Below are 16,385 nucleotides of genomic sequence, written 5' to 3'. Positions count from 1 at the left end.
CCCCGTATGGACTCGACGCGCCGCGAACGAGCGACACTCGCCCTCGCCGTCTGGGGCGTCCTCGTCTCGCAGGTGCTCCTCTACCCGGGCGTCTCCGACCTCGTGACCGCACTCGGCGGCGGACAGGGGGAGTACGACCTCTCGGCCGGGATGCTGTTTCTCGTCGCGGAGTTCGCCTCGTTCGTCGCCTTCTCCAGCGTCTGGGGCGCGCTCTCGGACGCCCTCGGTCGGCGGACGTGGCTCATCGTCGCGGGCGCGGTCGGCGGCGCGGCCAGCTACGTCGCGCTCCTCGCGCTCGCCACGCTCCCGTGGCTCGACGCGACGTTCGGAGCAGTTCTCGCAGTCCGCTTCGTCGGCGGCGCGATGACAATCGGGGCGTTCTCGCTGTCGATTACGATGCTCGCGGACCTCTCGGGGGGCAACGGACGGAACATGGGCGCGGCGGGCATCGCCATCGGTCTCGGCGCGGCGCTCGGTTCGGTCGTCGGCGGCCAACTCACTACCATCGACCCGCTCGCGCCGCTGTACGCGTCCGCCGCGTCGCTCACCGCCGTCGCGCTGCTCGTCACGACCGTCACCGACCGGACGCCCGATTCGACCCGCGTGGGCGTCGGCGTCGTCCTCAAGAAACTGGCCGCGCGCCCGGCGTTCGCGGTCCCCTATGCCTTCGGCTTCATCGACCGCATGACGGCCGGCTTCTTCGCCCTCGTCGGAGTGTACTACTTCCGCGAGGTGTTCGGCGTGAGCGCCGCCGTCGCGGGCGGGGTGCTGGCGCTCTTTTTCGTCCCCTTCGCGCTCCTGCAGTACCCCCTCGGGTCGCTGTCCGACCGCGTCGGCCGGTTCGTCCCCGTCGTCGCGGGGTCGATGCTCTACGGGGTGGCCATCGTCGCCGTCGGGCTCGCACCGGTCTTCGAACTCGCGGCCGGCCTGATGGTCGTCGTCGGCGTCTTCGGCGCGCTCGTCGCGCCCGCGACGATGGCGCTCGTGACCGACCTCGCCGAGTCGGGCGAGCGCGGGGCGGCCCTCGGCGGGTTCAACGTCTTCGGGAGCCTCGGCTTCCTCGCCGGCTTCCTCGTCGGGGGCGTCGTCGCCGACGTGGTCGGCTACCTCCCGTCGTTCCTCGTCGTCGGCTTCGCCGAGGTTGCCATCGCGCTCGTCGCGCTCCGGGCGGTGAAGCGGCTCGACGGCATCGACGCGACTCAGACCCCGTCGAGCGCCGACTGAAGTTCTGCGTTCACGACGAGCCACATCCCGCGGAGGCAGACGACGACGGCGAGGCCGACGCCCGCGAGGACGAACGCCAAGAACAGGCCGACGAAGACGCCGCCGCCCCGCGGGTCGGGGACGGTCGCCGCGAACTCGCCGAGTTGGACGGCGAACGCGACGATGCCGGCGACGAGAAACGCGAGCATCAGTTCGAGGAGCCGCCAGAACGTCTCGATTCGCAGGCCGCCGCGGCCGGTGAGAAGGAGGGCGATTCGCCGCGACGCGGCCAGAAGCGAGACGGCCGTCAGCAGGAGCGTCGCGGCGGCCGCGAGCCCGAAGCCGACGTCGGCCAGCGGTAGCGACGACGCGAGCGGCGAGACGAGCGTCAGCGCGACGCCGAGGAGGACGCCGGCCGCGAAGAGCGACTCGACGCCGAGAATCGCCGTCTCCGGCTCGTCGCGGGCGATTCGAGCGAGTGTCCGGTACACAACCGACGCTCTCGGCGGGCGCTGAAGGCTGTTTCCCTTGGACCTAGTCGTGCCCGGAGACGCGGACCGGCTGGTAGGGTTCTTCGAGGTAGTCGATGTCGGAGCCCGAGAGCTTGATGTCGAGGGCCTCGACCGCGTCTTCGAGGTGTTCGATACTGCTCGTGCCGACGATGGGCGCGTCGACCCAGTCCTTGTGGAGCACCCACGAGAGCGCGAGTTGCGCCATCTTGACGCCCTTCTCGTCGGCGAGTTCCTCGACGCGCTCGTTCACCTCGCGGCCGCCGCCCTCGAAGTACGGGTGGCCCTTGGCGTGCTCGTCGGTCCGACCGCGGGTCGTCGCCTCGAACTCCTCGTGGGGGCGGGTGAGGTAGCCGCGGGCGAGCGGCGACCACGGCATGACGCCGACGCCCTGCTTCTCGCAGAGGGGGAGCATCTCGCGTTCCTCCTCGCGGTAGAGCAGGTTGTAGTGGTTCTGCATCGTGGCGAAGCGGTCCAACCCGAGCGAGTCGGCGGTGTACTGCGCCTCGGCGAACTGGTGGGCCCACATCGACGACGCGCCGACGTAGCGCGTCTTCCCGCGGCGGACCGCGTCGTCGAGCGCGCGCATCGTCGTCTCGATGGGCGTGTCGTCGTCGTAGCGGTGAATCTGCAGCAGGTCGAGGCTGTCCATCCCGAGGCGTTCCAGCGAGTTGTCGAGTTCCTGCTCGATGGCCTTCCGCGAGAGACCGCCGGAGTTCGGGTCGTCCTCGTCCATCTGGAAGTACACCTTCGAGGCGACGACGGCCTCGTCTCGGCGGCCCTCCAGCGCCTTCCCGAGGACGCGCTCGGACTCCCCGTTCGAGTACATGTTCGCGGTGTCGAAGAAGTTGATACCGAGTTCGATGGCGCGGTCGACCAGTTCGAGGCCCGCCTCCTCCTCTAAGACCCACTCGCGCCACTCCGGGGTGCCGAAGCTCATACAGCCGAGACAGATGCGGGAGACCTCCATGCCGGTGTCTCCGAGCGTCGTGTACTCCATGCGGAAACATCCCCGCGAGTCGGCAAAAAGATGGACCAAGCGGTAGCCGCGGTGGGGGACGCCCCCTTCTCGTCCGGTCGTCGACTCACGAGATTCAGGTAAAACGGCCGTTTCTCGGGGTTTGAAACCGTCTCTCTCGATTTATGCCGCTGCGAGTCGTATCATTCATCCGAGGCGTTGCCTCGGTGATTCCGATGTTCACAACGAAACAACTGGTCGCGGTCCTCCTGAGCCTCCTCGTGGTGGGGTCGCTCGCGGGCGTCGCGGCCGCACAGCAAGGCCCGGCGGCCGGCGGGACCGTCGTCGTCGGCGAAGGCGAGACCGTCGACGGCGACCTCGACGCGGTCGGCGGCACGGTCGTCATCGCCGGGACGGTGACCGGCGACGTGTCGGCGACCGCCGGGACCGTCCTCCTGACTGAGACCGGAACCGTCGACGGGAACCTCGACGGCGTCGCGGGCTCCGCGACCCTCGAAGGGACCGTCGGCGGCGACGTGAGCCTCGCGGGCGGCGCGGTGTTCGTCCGCGACACCGCCGACATCGGCGGGTCGTTAGACGCCGCCGGCGGCACCGTCCAGCTCGACGGCGCGGTCGCCGGTAACGTCCGCGTCGGGGCCGACGAGTTCGCTGTCGGCCCGACCGCTCGGGTCGGCGGCTCGCTCGAATACGACGCGGCGACCGCCAGCATCGACTCCGCGGCCGTCGTCGACGGCGGCGTGCGACAGGTCGACGACCTCGTGGTCGCCAGTCCCGTCGTCGCCGGCGCGCCGTTCCAGTTCGGCCAGTTCGAAGCCCCGGTCATCCCCGGCTGGGTGGTCTCGGGCTACTGGCTGCTCGCCAACTTCGTCCTCGGCGCGATTATCGTCCTCGTCGCTCCCGACTTCGCCCGCCGCGTGACGGGCCTCGGGACGAAGAAGGCCGTGCGGAGCGGCGGCGTCGGCCTCCTCGCCATCGTCGCGATACCCATCGTCCTGCTGCTCCTGCTGTTGACCATCGTGGGCATCCCGCTCTCGCTGGCCGGCGGGGTCGGCTTCCTGCTCGCCCTCTGGGTCGCGGGCATCTACGGGGCGCTCGTCCTCGGGACGTGGCTCCTGTCGCTCGCGGACTACGACAACCGCTGGGCCGCGCTGTTCGCCGGCCTGTTCGTCCTCGCCGTCCTCGACTTCGTCCCCCTGGGGGGCGTCCTCGAGTTCGTCGTCCTCCTCGTGGGTCTCGGCGCGTTCGCGCTGGCGCTCCGCGGGGAGTCCGGCGACGACGGTGACGAGGGCGTGAGCGCCCCCGGTGAGGGCCCCCAAGAAGGCTCGCCGATGGCCTGACGGCTCGGCCGCCCCTGCCCAACCCGGACGAACAATTATTATGGTCTGTTCTGTCTGTCGAGCCATGGCAGTCGAGTACGAGACCGAGTCGGAATCGTTCGAGTGGGACATCCCCGAGGACTACAACATCCCCGCGGTCATCGAATCGCACGCCGACGCCTTCGGCGACCGCGTCGCCCTGAAGTTCCGCGACGCCGACGGCGGCCGCGAGGAGCGGACCTACGGCGACCTCCGGGACGACATGAACCGCTTCGCCAACGCGCTCGAATCCATGGGCGTTGGGAAGGGTGACCGGCTCATCCACTTGCTTCCCCGCGACCCCGACGTGTTCGCCGTCCAGCTCGGCGCGCTCAAGCGCGGCGCGCTGCTCGTTCCCAGCTCCTCGATGCTCAAGCCCAAGGACATCGCGTTCCGCGCGAACGACTGCGAGGCGACGACCGCCGTCGTCCACGAGTCGCTCGTCGGCATGGTCGACGAGGTGCGCGACGAGACGCCGCTTTCGAACTTCGTCGTCCTCGGCGGCGACGCCGACGGCTGGACCTCGTTTTCTGACCTCGTCTCCGACGAGTCCGCCGACCACGACGGCCCCGACCTCCGGGCCGAAGACCCGATGTCCATCAACTACACGTCGGGGACGACCGGCCAGCCCAAGCCGGTCCGCCACCGCCACCGCTGGATGCGCTGTTTCGAACTCGTCAACGCCCCCTACTGGTGGGGCGTCACGGCCGACGACGACCTCTCCGACGAACTGCTCTGGGCGACGACCGGAACCGGCTGGGCCAAGTGGTTCTGGAGCCCGGTCGGCGTCGGGCTGACGACCGGCGCGACCCAGTTCGTCTACCGCGGCGACTTCGAACCGGACACGTTCCTCGACATCATGGAAGAAGAGGGCGTCACCCGCCTCTGTGCCGTCCCGACCCAGTACCGGATGTTCGCCCAGCGCGACCTCGGCTCGTACGACCTCCGACTGAAAGAGGCGCTGTCGGCGGGCGAACCGCTCAACCGCGAACCCATCGAGGCGTTCCGCGAGGCGTTCGGCGTCATCCCGAGAGACGGCTACGGCCAGACCGAGACGGTCGCGCTCCTCACGAACTACCCCGGCATCGACGTGAAACCCGGCAGCATGGGCAAGCCGACGCCCGGCCTCGGCACGACCATCATCGACGAGAACGAGGCGGAGGTCGGCGTCGACGAAATCGGCGAAATCGCCGTCCCGGTCGGCTGTCCCGGTATCTTCGACGGCTACTACGAGAAGCCGAATCTCGACGAGAAGACGTTCTCGGGCGACTACTACCGGACCGGCGACCTCGCCTCCCGTGACGAGGACGGCTACTTCTTCTTCGAGGGCCGCGCCGACGACATCATCATCTCGGCGGGCTACCGCATCGGCCCCTTCGAGGTCGAAGACGCGCTCGTCTCCCACGAGGCGGTCGCCGAGGCCGCCGCGGTCGCCAGCCCCCACGAGGAGCGCGGGAGTATCGTCAAGGCGTTCGTCGTCCTCATCGACGGCTACGAGGGCTCCGACGACCTCGTCGACGAACTCCAAGCGTTCATGAAAGAACAGACGGCCCCGTACAAGTACCCGCGCGAAATCGAGTTCGTCGCGGAACTGCCGAAGACCTCCTCGGGGAAGATTCGCCGCATCGAACTGCGCTCGCAGGAACGGGACTGAGCCGCGTCCACCGGGAACCCATTTCCCCTTTGTCACCTTTCTTTAGGCGTCGTCGCTTGGTGACGCCCATGTACATCGCGGACCAGACGTGGCCCGAACTCGGCGACTACGTGGCCGAATCGTCGCTCGCGGTCGTGCCGCTCGGCTCGACGGAACAGCACGGCCCGCACCTCCCGCTCGCCACAGACCACCTCATCGCGGAGGCGTTGGCCCGCGAGGCGGCCGACCGGACCGGCTACCTCTGCACGCCGACCGTCAACGTGGGCGTCAGCCCGCACCACCGCCAGTTCCACGGGACCATGTGGGTGGACGCGCCGCAGTTCCGCGACTACGTGGAGTCGATGACGCGGAACCTCGCGTACCACGGCGTCGACCGGGTCGTGTTCGTCAACGCCCACGGCGGCAACGTCCAGCACCTCCGGGAGGTCGGTCGCCGCCTCCGCGACGACGGCACCATGTACGCCATCGAGTGGATGTGGGACGAGTCGATTCCGGACCTGGTGACGGACCTGTTCGACCACCCCGGCCCCCACGGCGGGCCGAAGGAGACCTCGATGATTATGCACATCGCCCGCGACCTCGTCCGCGAGGGCGAACTCGAAGCCGCCCGCGACGACGGCGTCGTGGACCTGGGCGACGAGCACCTCCGCGAACACGGCGCGCGGACCTTCTACGACGCCGTCGAGAACTCCGAAAACGGCGTCTTCGGCGACCAAACCGACGCGTCGCCGGCGGCCGGCGAGGAACTGTTCGAGGCCGCGGCCGACCAGCTCGTTCGCCTGCTCTCGTGGCTCGACGACCAGCCGAGTGAGGACCTGCTCGCGCCCGCGCACGTCGACCCGCAACCGGGCTCGCGTCGCTGACCCATCGACTGGCCGACACGCTCTTTTCTCCGCCGCCGAAGGGACGCCCATGACCGTCTGGGTCCTCGGCGACCAACTCGACCCGTCGGCCGCGCCGCTCCAGTCCGACGACCGCGTGCTGATGATAGAGGCGCACGCCTTCGGCGACCGACTGCCGTACCACCCCCAGAAGCTCGCGCTCGTCTTCTCGGCGATGCGGCACTTCCGCGACGACCTCCGCGAGCGCGGCTTCGAGGTGACCTACGTCGAAGCCGAGACGTTCGGCGAGGGGCTCGACCGCTACTTCGACGCCGCGCCCGGCGACGACCTCGTCGTGATGGACCCGCCGAGCCACGGGGCGGGCGAGCGGCTTCGGGAACTCGTCGCCGCCCGCGGCGGGTCGCTCACCCTCGTCGAGAACGACCTGTTTCTCACGACGCCGGCCGACTTCGACGACTGGGCCGGCGACGCCGACACCTACCGACAGGAACACTGGTACCGGCACGCCCGCCGGGAGACGGGCGTCTTGATGGACGGCGACGACCCCGCCGGCGGCGAGTGGAACTACGACGACCACAATCGAGAGACGCCGCCGGAGGGGTGGACGCCGCCTGAAGCACCGCGGTTCGAACCGGACGAGACGACACGGGAGGTCATCGAGTTCGTCCGCGAGCGCTACCCGGGCGCGTGGGGGTCGCCAGAACCGTTCGTCTGGCCGGTGACGCGCGAGGCGGCGAGACAGGCGCTGTCGCACTTCGTCGAGGTCCGCCTCCCCGAGTTTGGCCCGTATCAGGACGCGATGGTCGACGGCGAGTGGGCGCTCTGTCACTCCCTGCTGTCGGCGGCCATCAACCTCGGCCTGCTCCACCCGCGCGAGGCGGTCGAAGCCGTCGAGGAGGCCTACGAGGCGGGCGACGCCCCGCTCAACAGCGCCGAGGGGTTCGTGCGGCAGGTTCTCGGCTGGCGGGAGTTCGTGCGGCACGTCTACCGGCGGTCGATGCCCGAGTTGGCCGCGGCGAACCAACTCGACCAGACCGAATCGCTCCCGGAGGCGTACTGGACCGCCGAGACGGACATGCGCTGTCTCTCGGAGGCCGTGGGCCACGTCCGCGACCGCGGCTACGCCCACCACATCGAGCGCCTGATGGTGCTTTCGAACTTCGCGCTCGTCTACGGCGTCGACCCGGCGGAACTCGACCGCTGGTTCCACCTCGGTTTCGTCGACGCGTACCACTGGGTGACGACCCCGAACGTGGTCGCCATGGGGTCGTTCGCCACCGACGTGCTCTCATCGAAGCCCTACGCCTCCTCGGGGAACTACGTGAACGAGATGTCAGACTACTGCTCGTCGTGTCCCTACGCGGTGTCGAAGACGACCGGCGAGAACGCCTGCCCGTTCAACGCGCTCTACTGGGATTTCCTGAAGGAGAACGAAGAACGCCTCCGGGGAACGGGTCGGATGGGACTCATGTACTCTCACGTCGACCGGAAGGACGACGAGGAGTGGGACGCCATCCGGGCGCGGGCCGACGAGATTCGGCGGATGGGCCGGGCGGGGACGCTCTGAGAGAGTGCAAGGAGCGGCCACGACCCGCCCGAGACCGGCGACCGCGGGGCGCGAGCACCGCGGCTCGACGGGTGATAATGCAGAACGCTGTTCGCTGTCGAGTCGCCGTCGGCCGGAACGCGCCGGACTCAGAGTCGCGTGACGTTGACCGCTCGCGGGCCCTTGTCGGCCTGCTCGATGTCGAACTCCACTTCTTGACCCTCTTCGAGGTCGGGGCCGCCGATGTCCTCCATGTGGAAGAACACGTCGTCGTCGTGGTCTTCGGTCTCGATGAAGCCGTAGCCGCCGGAGGACTTGAAGAATGCAACCTTACCTTTCGCCATTGCGTGTCGAAATGCACCGCTATCGGCCATAAGGATTCCGCCGATTGCTACCACTGACCGTGGTACTGTTTACTATCCTTCGAGTCAGTCGTCGCGCGGCTCTCGGCCGAGCGTGTGGAACTCCTCGTTCGGCCGCATGTCGGCGAACATCGCCATGCGGTTGCTGAGGTTGAAGAAGGCCGTGACCGCGCCGATATCCCAGACCGCCTCCTCGGAGAAGCCGGCGTCGCGGAGTCGCTGGAGGTCGTCCTCGCCGACCTCGGCGGGCGACTCAGTGAGTTTCACCGCCACGTCGAGCATCGTCTTGTGCTTCTCGGGGATGTCGGCGGTGCGGTAGTTGGCGACCAGTTGGTCCGCGAGCAGCGGGTCTTTCGCGTAGATGCGGACCAGCGCGCCGTGGGCGACGTTGCAGTAGTAACAGTGGTTGACGCCGGAGACGGCCACGATTATCATCTCGACCTCGTGGCGTTCGAGGTCGGTGTCCTCGACGAGGGCGTCGTGGTACTCGAAAAAGGGCCGGAAGTGCGAGGGCTTGTACGCGAACGCGGCGAAGACGTTCGGGGTGAAACCGGCGCGCTCGGTCTCGTCGTCGATGCGCTCGCGCAGGTCGTCCGGGAGGTCGTCGCGGTCGGGCACCGGGAAGCGGCGCATGGCGTCGTCGTCCATGCGTCTCCGCTCTCCCGGGCGGACCTTAACGATTCCTCAGGTTCGCGGGGCGCTCGACGCCTCGCGTTCGGGGTCGCTCAGAGCGCGACCGAGAGGTACGCCGCCGCGGCCACGGCGAACACGCCGACGGCGAACAGGCCGTAGTTGGCGACGGTGTTGTCCGCGGTCCACAACGAGAGCGTGAACTTCCGGGACGAAAGCGGCCACAGGGGGCGGATGCCGGCCGGCGTGAGCACGTCGGCCAGAAGGTGCGCGAGGATGGTGAGCGCGCCCACGGCGAAGCCGAACGCGCCGAGCGCCGTCGCCGCGGCCTCGGGTTGGCCGGCGTTGCTGGCGAGGAGGTACGCGCCGCCGCCGCCGACGCCGCCGACGAGGGCCGCAAAGAGGACCGTGTGGGTCGGCCCGCGGTGGGAGATGCCGGGGACGCGCATGTCGTAGTCGGGGAGCATCGCCAGCCAGCACATCGCCGCGCCGGCGACGAAGGCGAGTTCCGGGCGGCCGGCCTGCACGAGCGCGAAGCCGACCGGGGCGAACACGAGGAGCGAGACGCCCCAGTGACCGAATCGGTACATCTGGTGTGCCCTCGCGCCCGCGGCGAACAAAACCTTTCGGCCTCCGCGACCGTCAGCGGAGCAATCGTTATCCCCGGTGGCCGCGATTTCCGTCGCATGAGCCAACACCTCTCGTCGTTTCTCTCGGGCCTGTCGGCGCTTGAGGTGACGGCCCTCGTGCTTCTCATCTCGGTCGGCGGCGCGTTCGTCATGGAGAAGGTGGTCATCCGCCTCCTGTTTCAGTACACCAGCCGAACCGAGACCTCGCTCGACAACATCGTCGTCCAAGAGCTTCGGTGGCCTATCGTCGTCACCGTCTCGTTGACCGGTATCTTCCTGTTCTCCAGGGCCCCCGCGGTCGCCGAGGCGCTCGTCGTCGACTCGGCGACGCTCAACGACTTCTTCGGCCTGCCGTCGCTGTCTGTCGGCATCGTCGTCTGGGCGTGGGCGCTCAACCGCCTCGTCAACCGCCTCGTCGAGGCGGTCAAGGACAAGGGCAGTCGCTACGACTTCGCGCCCGTCTTTTCGAACGTCTGGACCATCGTCGTCTCGGTCGGTACCGTCGGCGCGCTGCTGTACATCTGGGGCATCGAAATCACGCCGCTTTTCGCCGGCGCGGGCATCGCCGGCATCGCCGTCGGCTTCGCCGCCAAGGACACCGTCGCCAACTTCTTCGGCGGCATCGCGCTGTACTTCGACGACACCTACAAAATCGGCGACTACGTCGTCCTCGACTCCGGCGAGGCGGGCACCGTCGTCAAGGTCGGCATCCGCTCGACCACGCTTCTCACCCGCGACGAACTGCTCGTGACGGTGCCGAACTCGGTGCTCAACGCCGCGAAAATCATCAACGAGTCCGCGCCGAACCGCCGCCGCCGGCTGAAGGTCCCGGTCGGCGTCGCCTACGGAACCGACGTGGACGAGTTCGAGGAGTTGCTGACCGAACTCGCGCTCGACGAGCCGCTTGTCCTCGACGCGCCGCGTCCGCGGCCGCGGTTCCGCCGGTTCGGCCCCGACGCGCTGGAGTACGAACTCGTCTGTTGGGTCAACAGCCCGCTCAAGCGCGGGAAGGCGACGCACAACCTCAACCGCGAGATATACAAGCGCCTGAACGACGCGGGCATCGGGATTCCGTTCCCCCAGCGAGACGTTCACGTCCACTCGACGGACACCGAAGCGACCCGGCAGTCGCCCGCGGCCGGACTCTCGAACGGTGGGGTCCGGCAACCGGCTCGCACCCCCGACATGGCGAGCGAGGGCACGGCCGACGAAGTCGCGGACGCGGACGCGGAAGCGACGACGGACGAAGACGACAGCGCCGACGACGAGTGAGCGCCCGGAGCCGTCCGCCGCGCCCGCCGGGAGCACCCGCGATGACCGCCCGCCGGGAACGTTAACCGCAGCGCGGCCGTGGCTTGGATATGCTCCAACTCGGTCCCGTGGACGGACTCATCGAGACGTTCGGTCCCTTCGCCATTCCGGCCTTGCTGTTCGTCGCCGGGTTCGTCGGCTACCTCGTGCTCGTCGCGCTCGGGCGGACCGGGCGCGACGAGACCTGAGCCTGCTCCTCGACGACGAGACTACTCCTCGACGGCGATAGTTCCTGTCATGCCGGCGGCTTCGTGAGGCACGCAGTAGTACGCGTGCTTGCCGACCATCTCGAAGGTGTGGACGGAGGACTGGACCGTGCCCTTGCCCTCGCTCCATCCGGTCTCGGCCGCGGTCGAATTCTCGGTCGACTGGTCGTTACAGCCCGCGAATCCCGCGGTAGCGACTGCGAGTTAAAAAATTGTCAGGGCGGCTCAGTCGGCCGTCGCCGACTCGTCGCCGCGGAAGCGGTCCAGCGCCGACTCGAAGTCGCCGTCGTCTTCGACGGTGTCTTCCCACTCTTCGAGGCCGCGCTCGGCGCGGGTCCCCGAGATGGTGTTGTCGAAGAAGAAGGCGATGAGGCCGCCGACGGCCATCCCGGTCGAGCCGATGACGAAGACCGTGTCGGCGACGAGTTGGGTCCCGAGGACGGGGCCCACGAGCGCGACCTGCCGCATCCCCTCGCGGAACGCCGCCGCGCTCTCGACGTTGCCCATGTAGGCGGGGACGGCGAGGCCGGCGAACATGGCGACGCCGACGATGAACACGTTACGGGAGGAGTCGAGGTCGACGTACTTCAGGTTCGAGAGGCCGACGGCGACGATTTGGCCGAACATGGCGACGTAGAGGCCGCCGACGATGGGGTCGGGAATCGTCGCGATGAGCTGTCCGAAGTAGCCGACGAAGCCCATGACGAGCATCACGACTGCGCCGACCTGTACGACGTAGCGGGAGGCAACGCCCGTGAGGCCGATAGCGCCGATGTTCTCGGAGTAAGAGGTCGAACCGCTGCCGCCCATGACGGCCGAAAAGACGTTCATCACACCCTCCATGCCGATGCCGTGGTTGATGCGGCGCTCCGAGGGCGCGCCGACGCCCGAGAGCCGGGCGACGGCGTGGTAGTCACCGAAAGACTCGACCATCGAGGCCGCGACGCCCGCGAGCATTCCGATGATGAAGGAGGTCGTGAACTGCGGGATGCCGAAGGCGACCGAGCCCACGACGGGGAGCGCGACCGTCGTCGTCCCCGCGCCGCCCGCGAAGCCCCACTGCAAGGGGTAGATGGTCATGAGCGCCGGGGCCTCGACGACCGTCTGGAGGTTCACGTAGCCCGCCGCGCCGGGGGCGATGACGCCCGCGACCGAGAGGCCGGCGGCGACGACGTACGAGACGATGACGCCGAGCAGCACCGGGAACAGCTTGAACGCCGGGTGCGCGGTGTCGAGGTACTGCGAGAACAGGACGATGAGCGCGAGCGTCAGGCCGAGGAGCCACCAGTTGTTGGTCGCCGACGCGACCTGCGGGGCGTTGAAAAGCGACAGCCCGATGAGCGCGATGGTCGGCGCGATGACGACCGGCGAGATGAACTTTCGGAGGCGTCCGAGCAGGCCGAAGTAGCCGACGAACACCTCGACGACGGCCGCGACGATAATCGCGCCCTGCAGTTGCAAGAGGGCGCTCTGCCACGCGACGCCCGACTGGTCGGCCGCCGTCGCGACGCCGATGACGGCGAGCGCCGGCGCGAGCATCGAAAACGGTGCCCCTTGCACGATGGGGTAGCGGTTCCCGAACGTCGTCTGCATCAGCGTCGCGATGCCGGAGACGACGAAGAACGTCCCGACGAACCGCGGCACCACGTCGGCGGGCATACCGAGGGCTCCGGCGAGGATGAGGGGGACGGCGATGTTCGCGCCCACCATGGTGAGGTAGTGTTGGGCGCCGAGAAGGAGAGCGGTCGGAAGGGGTGGTTTGTCGTCGATACCGTACTGCACGAACGAGGAGGGAGAGGAGTCGTCCGTCACGACCATCCCCCCGTGTGTGGTGGTTCGCTCCCGAGCATGGTTGTCCGAGGATTTTGTTCAGACTATATATGTCCTGCTTTTCGCGCGCGTTCGGGGGGTAACGACTTTGTTTCACCGGTTTCATTCGTGACGCGTGACCGACCGACACGGACGTTCGAAGACGGGGAACCGCGACCGGTGGCTGTTCGGTTGGGCGCTGGGCTATGCCGCGGTGGGTGCGTCGTCGCTCGTCGTCCCGCTGTACGCCATCGAACTGGGAGCGAACGCGCTGTTCGTCGGCCTCATCGCCGCGACCGCCGCCTTCGCCGGCGCGCCGGGCGCGGTGCTCTGGGGCCGGCTGGCCGCCCGCGCGAAGCGCAGGCGACCGTTCATCCTCGTCGCGCTCGTGGCGACCGCCGGCGCGCTCTTCCTCACGGCCACCGTGTCGTCGCCGGCCGCGGTCCTCGTCGCCAACGCCCTGTTGTGGTTCGTCGTCGCCGCGGCCGCGCCGGTGTTGAACCTCATCGTCGTCGAGGGCGTCCCGTCGAAGGACTGGGACCGCCGCTTCGGCGTCCTCAACCACTATCAGGGGTACGGCTGGCTCGGCGGCCTCGTCGTCGGCGCGGTCTGGTCGGCGCTGGCCCCGCGCCTGTTCGGTCTCGACGCGCTCGCGGTCCAGCGGCGGTTCCTCGTCGCGGCCGCGGTCGCCGCCGCGCTCGGTGCCGTCCTCGTCCGCGTTTGGTACCCCGAACGCTCGACGCTGTCGGCGCGGCGGTTCGCCCGTGTGTCGGCCAGTATCCGCCGACAGAGCGGCCTCGTCGGGCGTTCGGTCCGCGCGGTCCCGTACGGTCCCTCGCGGCTCTACTGGGCGCTCCAGAGCCTCGACCTCGACGACCTCCGGGCGCGGATGAGTCCCGAACTCCTCCGGTACCTCGCGGCCGCGACGCTGTTTTTCGTCGGCTTCTCGGTCTTCTTCGGGCCGCTGCCCGCGTACCTCGTCGGCTCCGGCCGGTCCGCCGACGAGGTGTTCGCTCTGTTCGTCCTGTCGAGTCTCGGGTCGGCGGTGAGCTACGCGAAGGTCGGCGCGTTCGCGGCGCGACACGACCCCCGTCACCTCCAGGCCGGCGCGCTGGCGACCCGCGGACTCGCCTTCCCGGCGGTCGCCGTCGTCGGCACGCAGTTCGCGGCGCTCGCCGCGCTCGTCACCCTCGGCGCGACGTTCCTCGTCATCGGCGTCACGTGGGCGGTCATCGCGGTGACGGCGACCGGGATGGTGACGCGACTCGCGCCCGACCGGATTCGCGGGGAGGCCCTCGGCGCGTACACGGCGCTTTCGAGCCTCGGCGGCGGGGTCGGCTCGGCGCTCGGCGGGTTCGTCGCCGACGCCGCCGGCTACGTCGCCGCGTTCGGCCTCGCGGGCGTCGTCGTGGGTTGTGCGCTCGTCGTGGTGGTACTCACCGGCGGGCGGGGCGTCGCGGCGGGAGAGCAGTCGCTCGCCGATTAGGTTCTCGAAAACGAGAGCGGGGCCGGTCGCAGAACGTCCCTACTCGATGGCGTGCACCGGCGAAATCCAGACGACGAGGTCGCCGTCGCGCTTGATGACGCCCTCGATGGAGTCGTCTTTTTCGAGCGGCGGGTCCTCCACGTCGTCCATCGAGACGCGCACGACTTGGTACACCTCGTCGACGAGCCAGCCGGTCGCGGCCTCGTCTTCGAACTTGTTGGGGTCGAAGATGACGATGCGCTTCGACTCGCCCTCGTCGTCGATGCTGAGAAGCGACTTCGGGTTGATGATTGACGTGGTCCGCCCGCGGAGGTCCATCACGCCCTCGACGTAGTCCGGCGCGTTCGGAACCGCCGTGAGCTGGCCCTTGTCGACGATTTCGCTCACGTACTCGATATCGACGCAGTACGTCTCCGGGCCGAGTTGGAATTCCAGCACCTGTACTTCTTCGGCGGAGTCCTCCGCGTCGGTCTCGTCCGCGCTCATCTCGGTCGTGATTGCATCTTGTCGCATGGTCATCCCCGGCGGCGACATCCGCCGCCACCTGTCTGCTTCAGAGTGGTGAGATTCAGCGTATAAAGATACGTACCCGATTATCAGCCGTGATTATCCTCGCCGAGTGTTTATATACCCGATTTCCGAACCTCGGAGGTAGATGAGCGGTCAACGAAACGGCACACTAACGAATCCACCGAGCCCTCGGCGGGGGGGCCACTCGGCGTCGTCGAGTTCCCGCCGACCCGGAACCGCCGGGTGGGGACGATGAGCGCGTCCGCCGGCGCGGAGCCGACTCGCGCGGTCGTCGTCGACGACTCGCGGTTCATGCGGACGCTGATTCGCACGCTCCTCGAAGACGCCGACGTCGAGGTCGTCGCCGAGGCGGCCGACGGCCGCGAGGCGATTTCGGTGGTCGAGGCGAACCGACCGGACGTCGTGACGATGGACATCGAGATGCCCGAGATGAACGGACTCGACGCGGTCGAGGCCATCATGGAGGAGTGTCCGACGCCCGTCCTCATGCTCTCGGCGCACGCCGAGGAGGACGCCGATGTGACGTTCGAGGCGCTCGACCGGGGGGCGGTCGACTTCGTGACGAAGCCGGGCGGCGAGGTTACCTCCGAGATGCCCCGCGTCAAGCGGGAACTGGTCGAGAAGATTCAGTCCGCCGCGGCGGTCGACCTCTCGGCGACGCGCCGGGGCTCCCGGCCGCCGAAGACGGAGCCGAAGTCGACGGCGACCGCGGGGTCGAAACCGGCGTCTTCGGGGGCGACCGGGTCGCTGCCGACCGAGGGCTCGACGCTGATTATCGGCGCGTCCACGGGCGGGCCGAACGTCGTCGAGCGGTTGCTCGCGGCGCTCCCCGAGGAGGCGGGCCTCCGCGTGCTGGTCGTCCAGCACATGCCGGCCGGCTTCACGAAGCGCTTTGCGGCGCGGCTCGACGGCCGCTGTGACTACGAGGTCCAAGAGGCGAGCGACGGCGAGCGAATCGGCCCCGGGCAGATTCGCATCGCACCCGGCGGTTCCCACCTCCTCGTGACCGGCGACCGGGCTGGACGTCTCCGGCTCGAACTCTCCGACGACGAGCCGCTCCACGGCGTCAAGCCGGCTATCGACCTCACGATGGCGTCGGCCGCCGAGGCGGTCGACGCGCCGCTGGCCGGCGTGCTCCTCACCGGCATGGGCCGCGACGGCGTCGAGGGGATGACCCGAATCAAGCGGGCGGGCGGCCACACGGTCGCACAAGACGAATCGACCTCCGCGATCTTCGGAATGCCGAAGCGGGCCATCGAGGCCGGCTGTGTCGACACCGTCTCGGCCGACGGGCGAATCGCAGACGAAGCACTCCGCGGGCTCACTACCTGAC

16 protein-coding genes and 1 pseudogene are annotated in these 16,385 nt (G+C 68.8%); 9 read left to right on the top strand and 8 right to left on the bottom strand.

Annotation, left to right across the window (positions count from 1 at the left end; translation table 11 throughout):
- The first annotated feature begins 6 nt into the window (after positions 1 to 6).
- A complete protein-coding gene (locus C5B91_RS04705) occupies positions 7 to 1,224 on the top strand; it encodes an MFS transporter (RefSeq protein ID WP_115819154.1) in 1,218 nt (405 codons plus the stop codon).
- Here C5B91_RS04705 and C5B91_RS04700 read toward each other — a convergent pair.
- Both C5B91_RS04700 and C5B91_RS04695 read right to left on the bottom strand, forming a co-directional pair.
- Entirely contained in the window at positions 1,200 to 1,694 is a 495-nt protein-coding gene (locus C5B91_RS04700) for a hypothetical protein (protein WP_008092949.1), read from the bottom strand. The two genes, C5B91_RS04705 and C5B91_RS04700, sit on opposite strands and share 25 nt — an antisense overlap.
- 43 nt (positions 1,695 to 1,737) lie before the next feature.
- The gene (locus C5B91_RS04695; protein WP_008092948.1) at positions 1,738 to 2,712 is read right to left on the bottom strand and encodes an aldo/keto reductase; all 975 of its coding nucleotides are present in this window, start codon (positions 2,710 to 2,712) and stop codon (positions 1,738 to 1,740) included.
- A 194-nt stretch (positions 2,713 to 2,906) separates the two neighbouring features.
- Between C5B91_RS04695 and C5B91_RS04690 the strand changes: the two genes are divergently transcribed.
- The 4 genes from C5B91_RS04690 (at position 2,907) to C5B91_RS04675 (ending at position 8,109) form a co-directional block, all read left to right on the top strand.
- Positions 2,907 to 4,028, top strand: a complete 1,122-nt coding sequence (locus tag C5B91_RS04690; RefSeq protein ID WP_115819153.1) for a polymer-forming cytoskeletal protein — start codon at positions 2,907 to 2,909, stop codon at positions 4,026 to 4,028.
- Between the two features lie 64 nt (positions 4,029 to 4,092).
- On the top strand, positions 4,093 to 5,700 hold the full coding sequence (locus C5B91_RS04685; RefSeq protein ID WP_008092944.1) for an acyl-CoA synthetase: 1,608 nt from the start codon (positions 4,093 to 4,095) through the stop codon (positions 5,698 to 5,700).
- A gap of 68 nt (positions 5,701 to 5,768) precedes the next feature.
- Positions 5,769 to 6,563, top strand: a complete 795-nt coding sequence (locus C5B91_RS04680) for a creatininase family protein (protein WP_115819152.1) — start codon at positions 5,769 to 5,771, stop codon at positions 6,561 to 6,563.
- A 49-nt stretch (positions 6,564 to 6,612) separates the two neighbouring features.
- Entirely contained in the window at positions 6,613 to 8,109 is a 1,497-nt protein-coding gene (locus tag C5B91_RS04675; protein WP_115819151.1) for a cryptochrome/photolyase family protein, read from the top strand.
- A gap of 128 nt (positions 8,110 to 8,237) precedes the next feature.
- Here C5B91_RS04675 and C5B91_RS04670 read toward each other — a convergent pair whose 3' ends face one another.
- The 3 genes from C5B91_RS04670 to C5B91_RS04660 all read right to left on the bottom strand — a co-directional run bounded on the left by C5B91_RS04670 (position 8,238) and on the right by C5B91_RS04660 (position 9,670).
- The gene (locus tag C5B91_RS04670) at positions 8,238 to 8,432 is read right to left on the bottom strand and encodes a cold-shock protein (RefSeq protein ID WP_004967996.1); all 195 of its coding nucleotides are present in this window, start codon (positions 8,430 to 8,432) and stop codon (positions 8,238 to 8,240) included.
- A gap of 84 nt (positions 8,433 to 8,516) precedes the next feature.
- On the bottom strand, positions 8,517 to 9,098 hold the full coding sequence (locus C5B91_RS04665; protein WP_008092937.1) for a peroxidase-related enzyme: 582 nt from the start codon (positions 9,096 to 9,098) through the stop codon (positions 8,517 to 8,519).
- Positions 9,099 to 9,175: 77 nt separating this feature from the next.
- The gene (locus C5B91_RS04660; RefSeq protein WP_049968369.1) at positions 9,176 to 9,670 is read right to left on the bottom strand and encodes a metal-dependent hydrolase; all 495 of its coding nucleotides are present in this window, start codon (positions 9,668 to 9,670) and stop codon (positions 9,176 to 9,178) included.
- A 96-nt stretch (positions 9,671 to 9,766) separates the two neighbouring features.
- On the opposite strand from C5B91_RS04660, the gene C5B91_RS04655 reads away from it, so the two are divergent.
- Both C5B91_RS04655 and C5B91_RS22300 read left to right on the top strand, forming a co-directional pair.
- A complete protein-coding gene (locus tag C5B91_RS04655) occupies positions 9,767 to 10,981 on the top strand; it encodes a mechanosensitive ion channel family protein (protein WP_008092935.1) in 1,215 nt (404 codons plus the stop codon).
- 89 nt (positions 10,982 to 11,070) lie between these two features.
- On the top strand, positions 11,071 to 11,208 hold the full coding sequence (locus C5B91_RS22300) for a hypothetical protein (RefSeq protein WP_008092934.1): 138 nt from the start codon (positions 11,071 to 11,073) through the stop codon (positions 11,206 to 11,208).
- Between the two features lie 21 nt (positions 11,209 to 11,229).
- On the opposite strand, the pseudogene C5B91_RS22620 reads toward C5B91_RS22300, so the two are convergent.
- Together C5B91_RS22620 and C5B91_RS04645 are read right to left on the bottom strand one after the other, a co-directional pair.
- A pseudogene (locus C5B91_RS22620) lies at positions 11,230 to 11,382 on the bottom strand (plastocyanin/azurin family copper-binding protein); the annotation flags it as partial.
- A 69-nt stretch (positions 11,383 to 11,451) separates the two neighbouring features.
- Positions 11,452 to 13,044 (bottom strand): uracil-xanthine permease family protein, encoded by a 1,593-nt coding sequence (locus tag C5B91_RS04645; RefSeq protein ID WP_049968368.1) that lies wholly within the window; start codon positions 13,042 to 13,044, stop codon positions 11,452 to 11,454.
- Positions 13,045 to 13,171: 127 nt separating this feature from the next.
- On the opposite strand from C5B91_RS04645, the gene C5B91_RS04640 reads away from it, so the two are divergent.
- Positions 13,172 to 14,521, top strand: coding sequence for an MFS transporter (locus tag C5B91_RS04640; protein WP_008092932.1), 1,350 nt, complete (start codon positions 13,172 to 13,174; stop codon positions 14,519 to 14,521).
- A 39-nt stretch (positions 14,522 to 14,560) separates the two neighbouring features.
- Here the strand turns inward: C5B91_RS04640 and C5B91_RS04635 are convergent, their stop codons facing one another.
- Entirely contained in the window at positions 14,561 to 15,034 is a 474-nt protein-coding gene (locus C5B91_RS04635) for a chemotaxis protein CheW (RefSeq protein WP_042662095.1), read from the bottom strand.
- Positions 15,035 to 15,283: 249 nt separating this feature from the next.
- On the opposite strand from C5B91_RS04635, the gene C5B91_RS04630 reads away from it, so the two are divergent.
- Positions 15,284 to 16,384 carry a chemotaxis response regulator protein-glutamate methylesterase gene (locus tag C5B91_RS04630; protein WP_049913431.1) on the top strand — a complete coding sequence of 367 codons (1,101 nt, stop codon included), beginning with the start codon at positions 15,284 to 15,286 and terminating at the stop codon, positions 16,382 to 16,384.
- The last annotated feature ends 1 nt before the right edge of the window (position 16,385 follow it).

Source organism: Haloferax sp. Atlit-10N (assembly GCF_003586325.1).
Classification (GTDB): domain Archaea; phylum Halobacteriota; class Halobacteria; order Halobacteriales; family Haloferacaceae; genus Haloferax; species Haloferax prahovense.
The sequence above is the reverse complement of the archived record's forward strand: the minus strand, read 5'-3'. Positions and strand labels throughout refer to the sequence as shown.

Excerpts from the sequence above, each read along its gene's own strand:
- C5B91_RS04685 (WP_008092944.1), top strand. The coding sequence starts at position 4,093 with ATGGCAGTCGAGTACGAGACCGAGTCGGAATCGTTCGAGTGGGACATC.
- C5B91_RS04690 (WP_115819153.1), top strand. The coding sequence starts at position 2,907 with ATGTTCACAACGAAACAACTGGTCGCGGTCCTCCTGAGCCTCCTCGTG.
- C5B91_RS04635 (WP_042662095.1), bottom strand. The coding sequence starts at position 15,034 with ATGCGACAAGATGCAATCACGACCGAGATGAGCGCGGACGAGACCGAC.
- C5B91_RS04670 (WP_004967996.1), bottom strand. The coding sequence starts at position 8,432 with ATGGCGAAAGGTAAGGTTGCATTCTTCAAGTCCTCCGGCGGCTACGGC.
- C5B91_RS04675 (WP_115819151.1), top strand. The coding sequence starts at position 6,613 with ATGACCGTCTGGGTCCTCGGCGACCAACTCGACCCGTCGGCCGCGCCG.
- C5B91_RS04705 (WP_115819154.1), top strand. The coding sequence starts at position 7 with ATGGACTCGACGCGCCGCGAACGAGCGACACTCGCCCTCGCCGTCTGG.
- C5B91_RS22300 (WP_008092934.1), top strand. The coding sequence starts at position 11,071 with ATGCTCCAACTCGGTCCCGTGGACGGACTCATCGAGACGTTCGGTCCC.
- C5B91_RS04655 (WP_008092935.1), top strand. The coding sequence starts at position 9,767 with ATGAGCCAACACCTCTCGTCGTTTCTCTCGGGCCTGTCGGCGCTTGAG.
- C5B91_RS04660 (WP_049968369.1), bottom strand. The coding sequence starts at position 9,670 with ATGTACCGATTCGGTCACTGGGGCGTCTCGCTCCTCGTGTTCGCCCCG.
- C5B91_RS04665 (WP_008092937.1), bottom strand. The coding sequence starts at position 9,098 with ATGGACGACGACGCCATGCGCCGCTTCCCGGTGCCCGACCGCGACGAC.
- C5B91_RS04630 (WP_049913431.1), top strand. The coding sequence starts at position 15,284 with ATGAGCGCGTCCGCCGGCGCGGAGCCGACTCGCGCGGTCGTCGTCGAC.
- C5B91_RS04680 (WP_115819152.1), top strand. The coding sequence starts at position 5,769 with ATGTACATCGCGGACCAGACGTGGCCCGAACTCGGCGACTACGTGGCC.
- C5B91_RS04695 (WP_008092948.1), bottom strand. The coding sequence starts at position 2,712 with ATGGAGTACACGACGCTCGGAGACACCGGCATGGAGGTCTCCCGCATC.
- C5B91_RS04645 (WP_049968368.1), bottom strand. The coding sequence starts at position 13,044 with ATGGTCGTGACGGACGACTCCTCTCCCTCCTCGTTCGTGCAGTACGGT.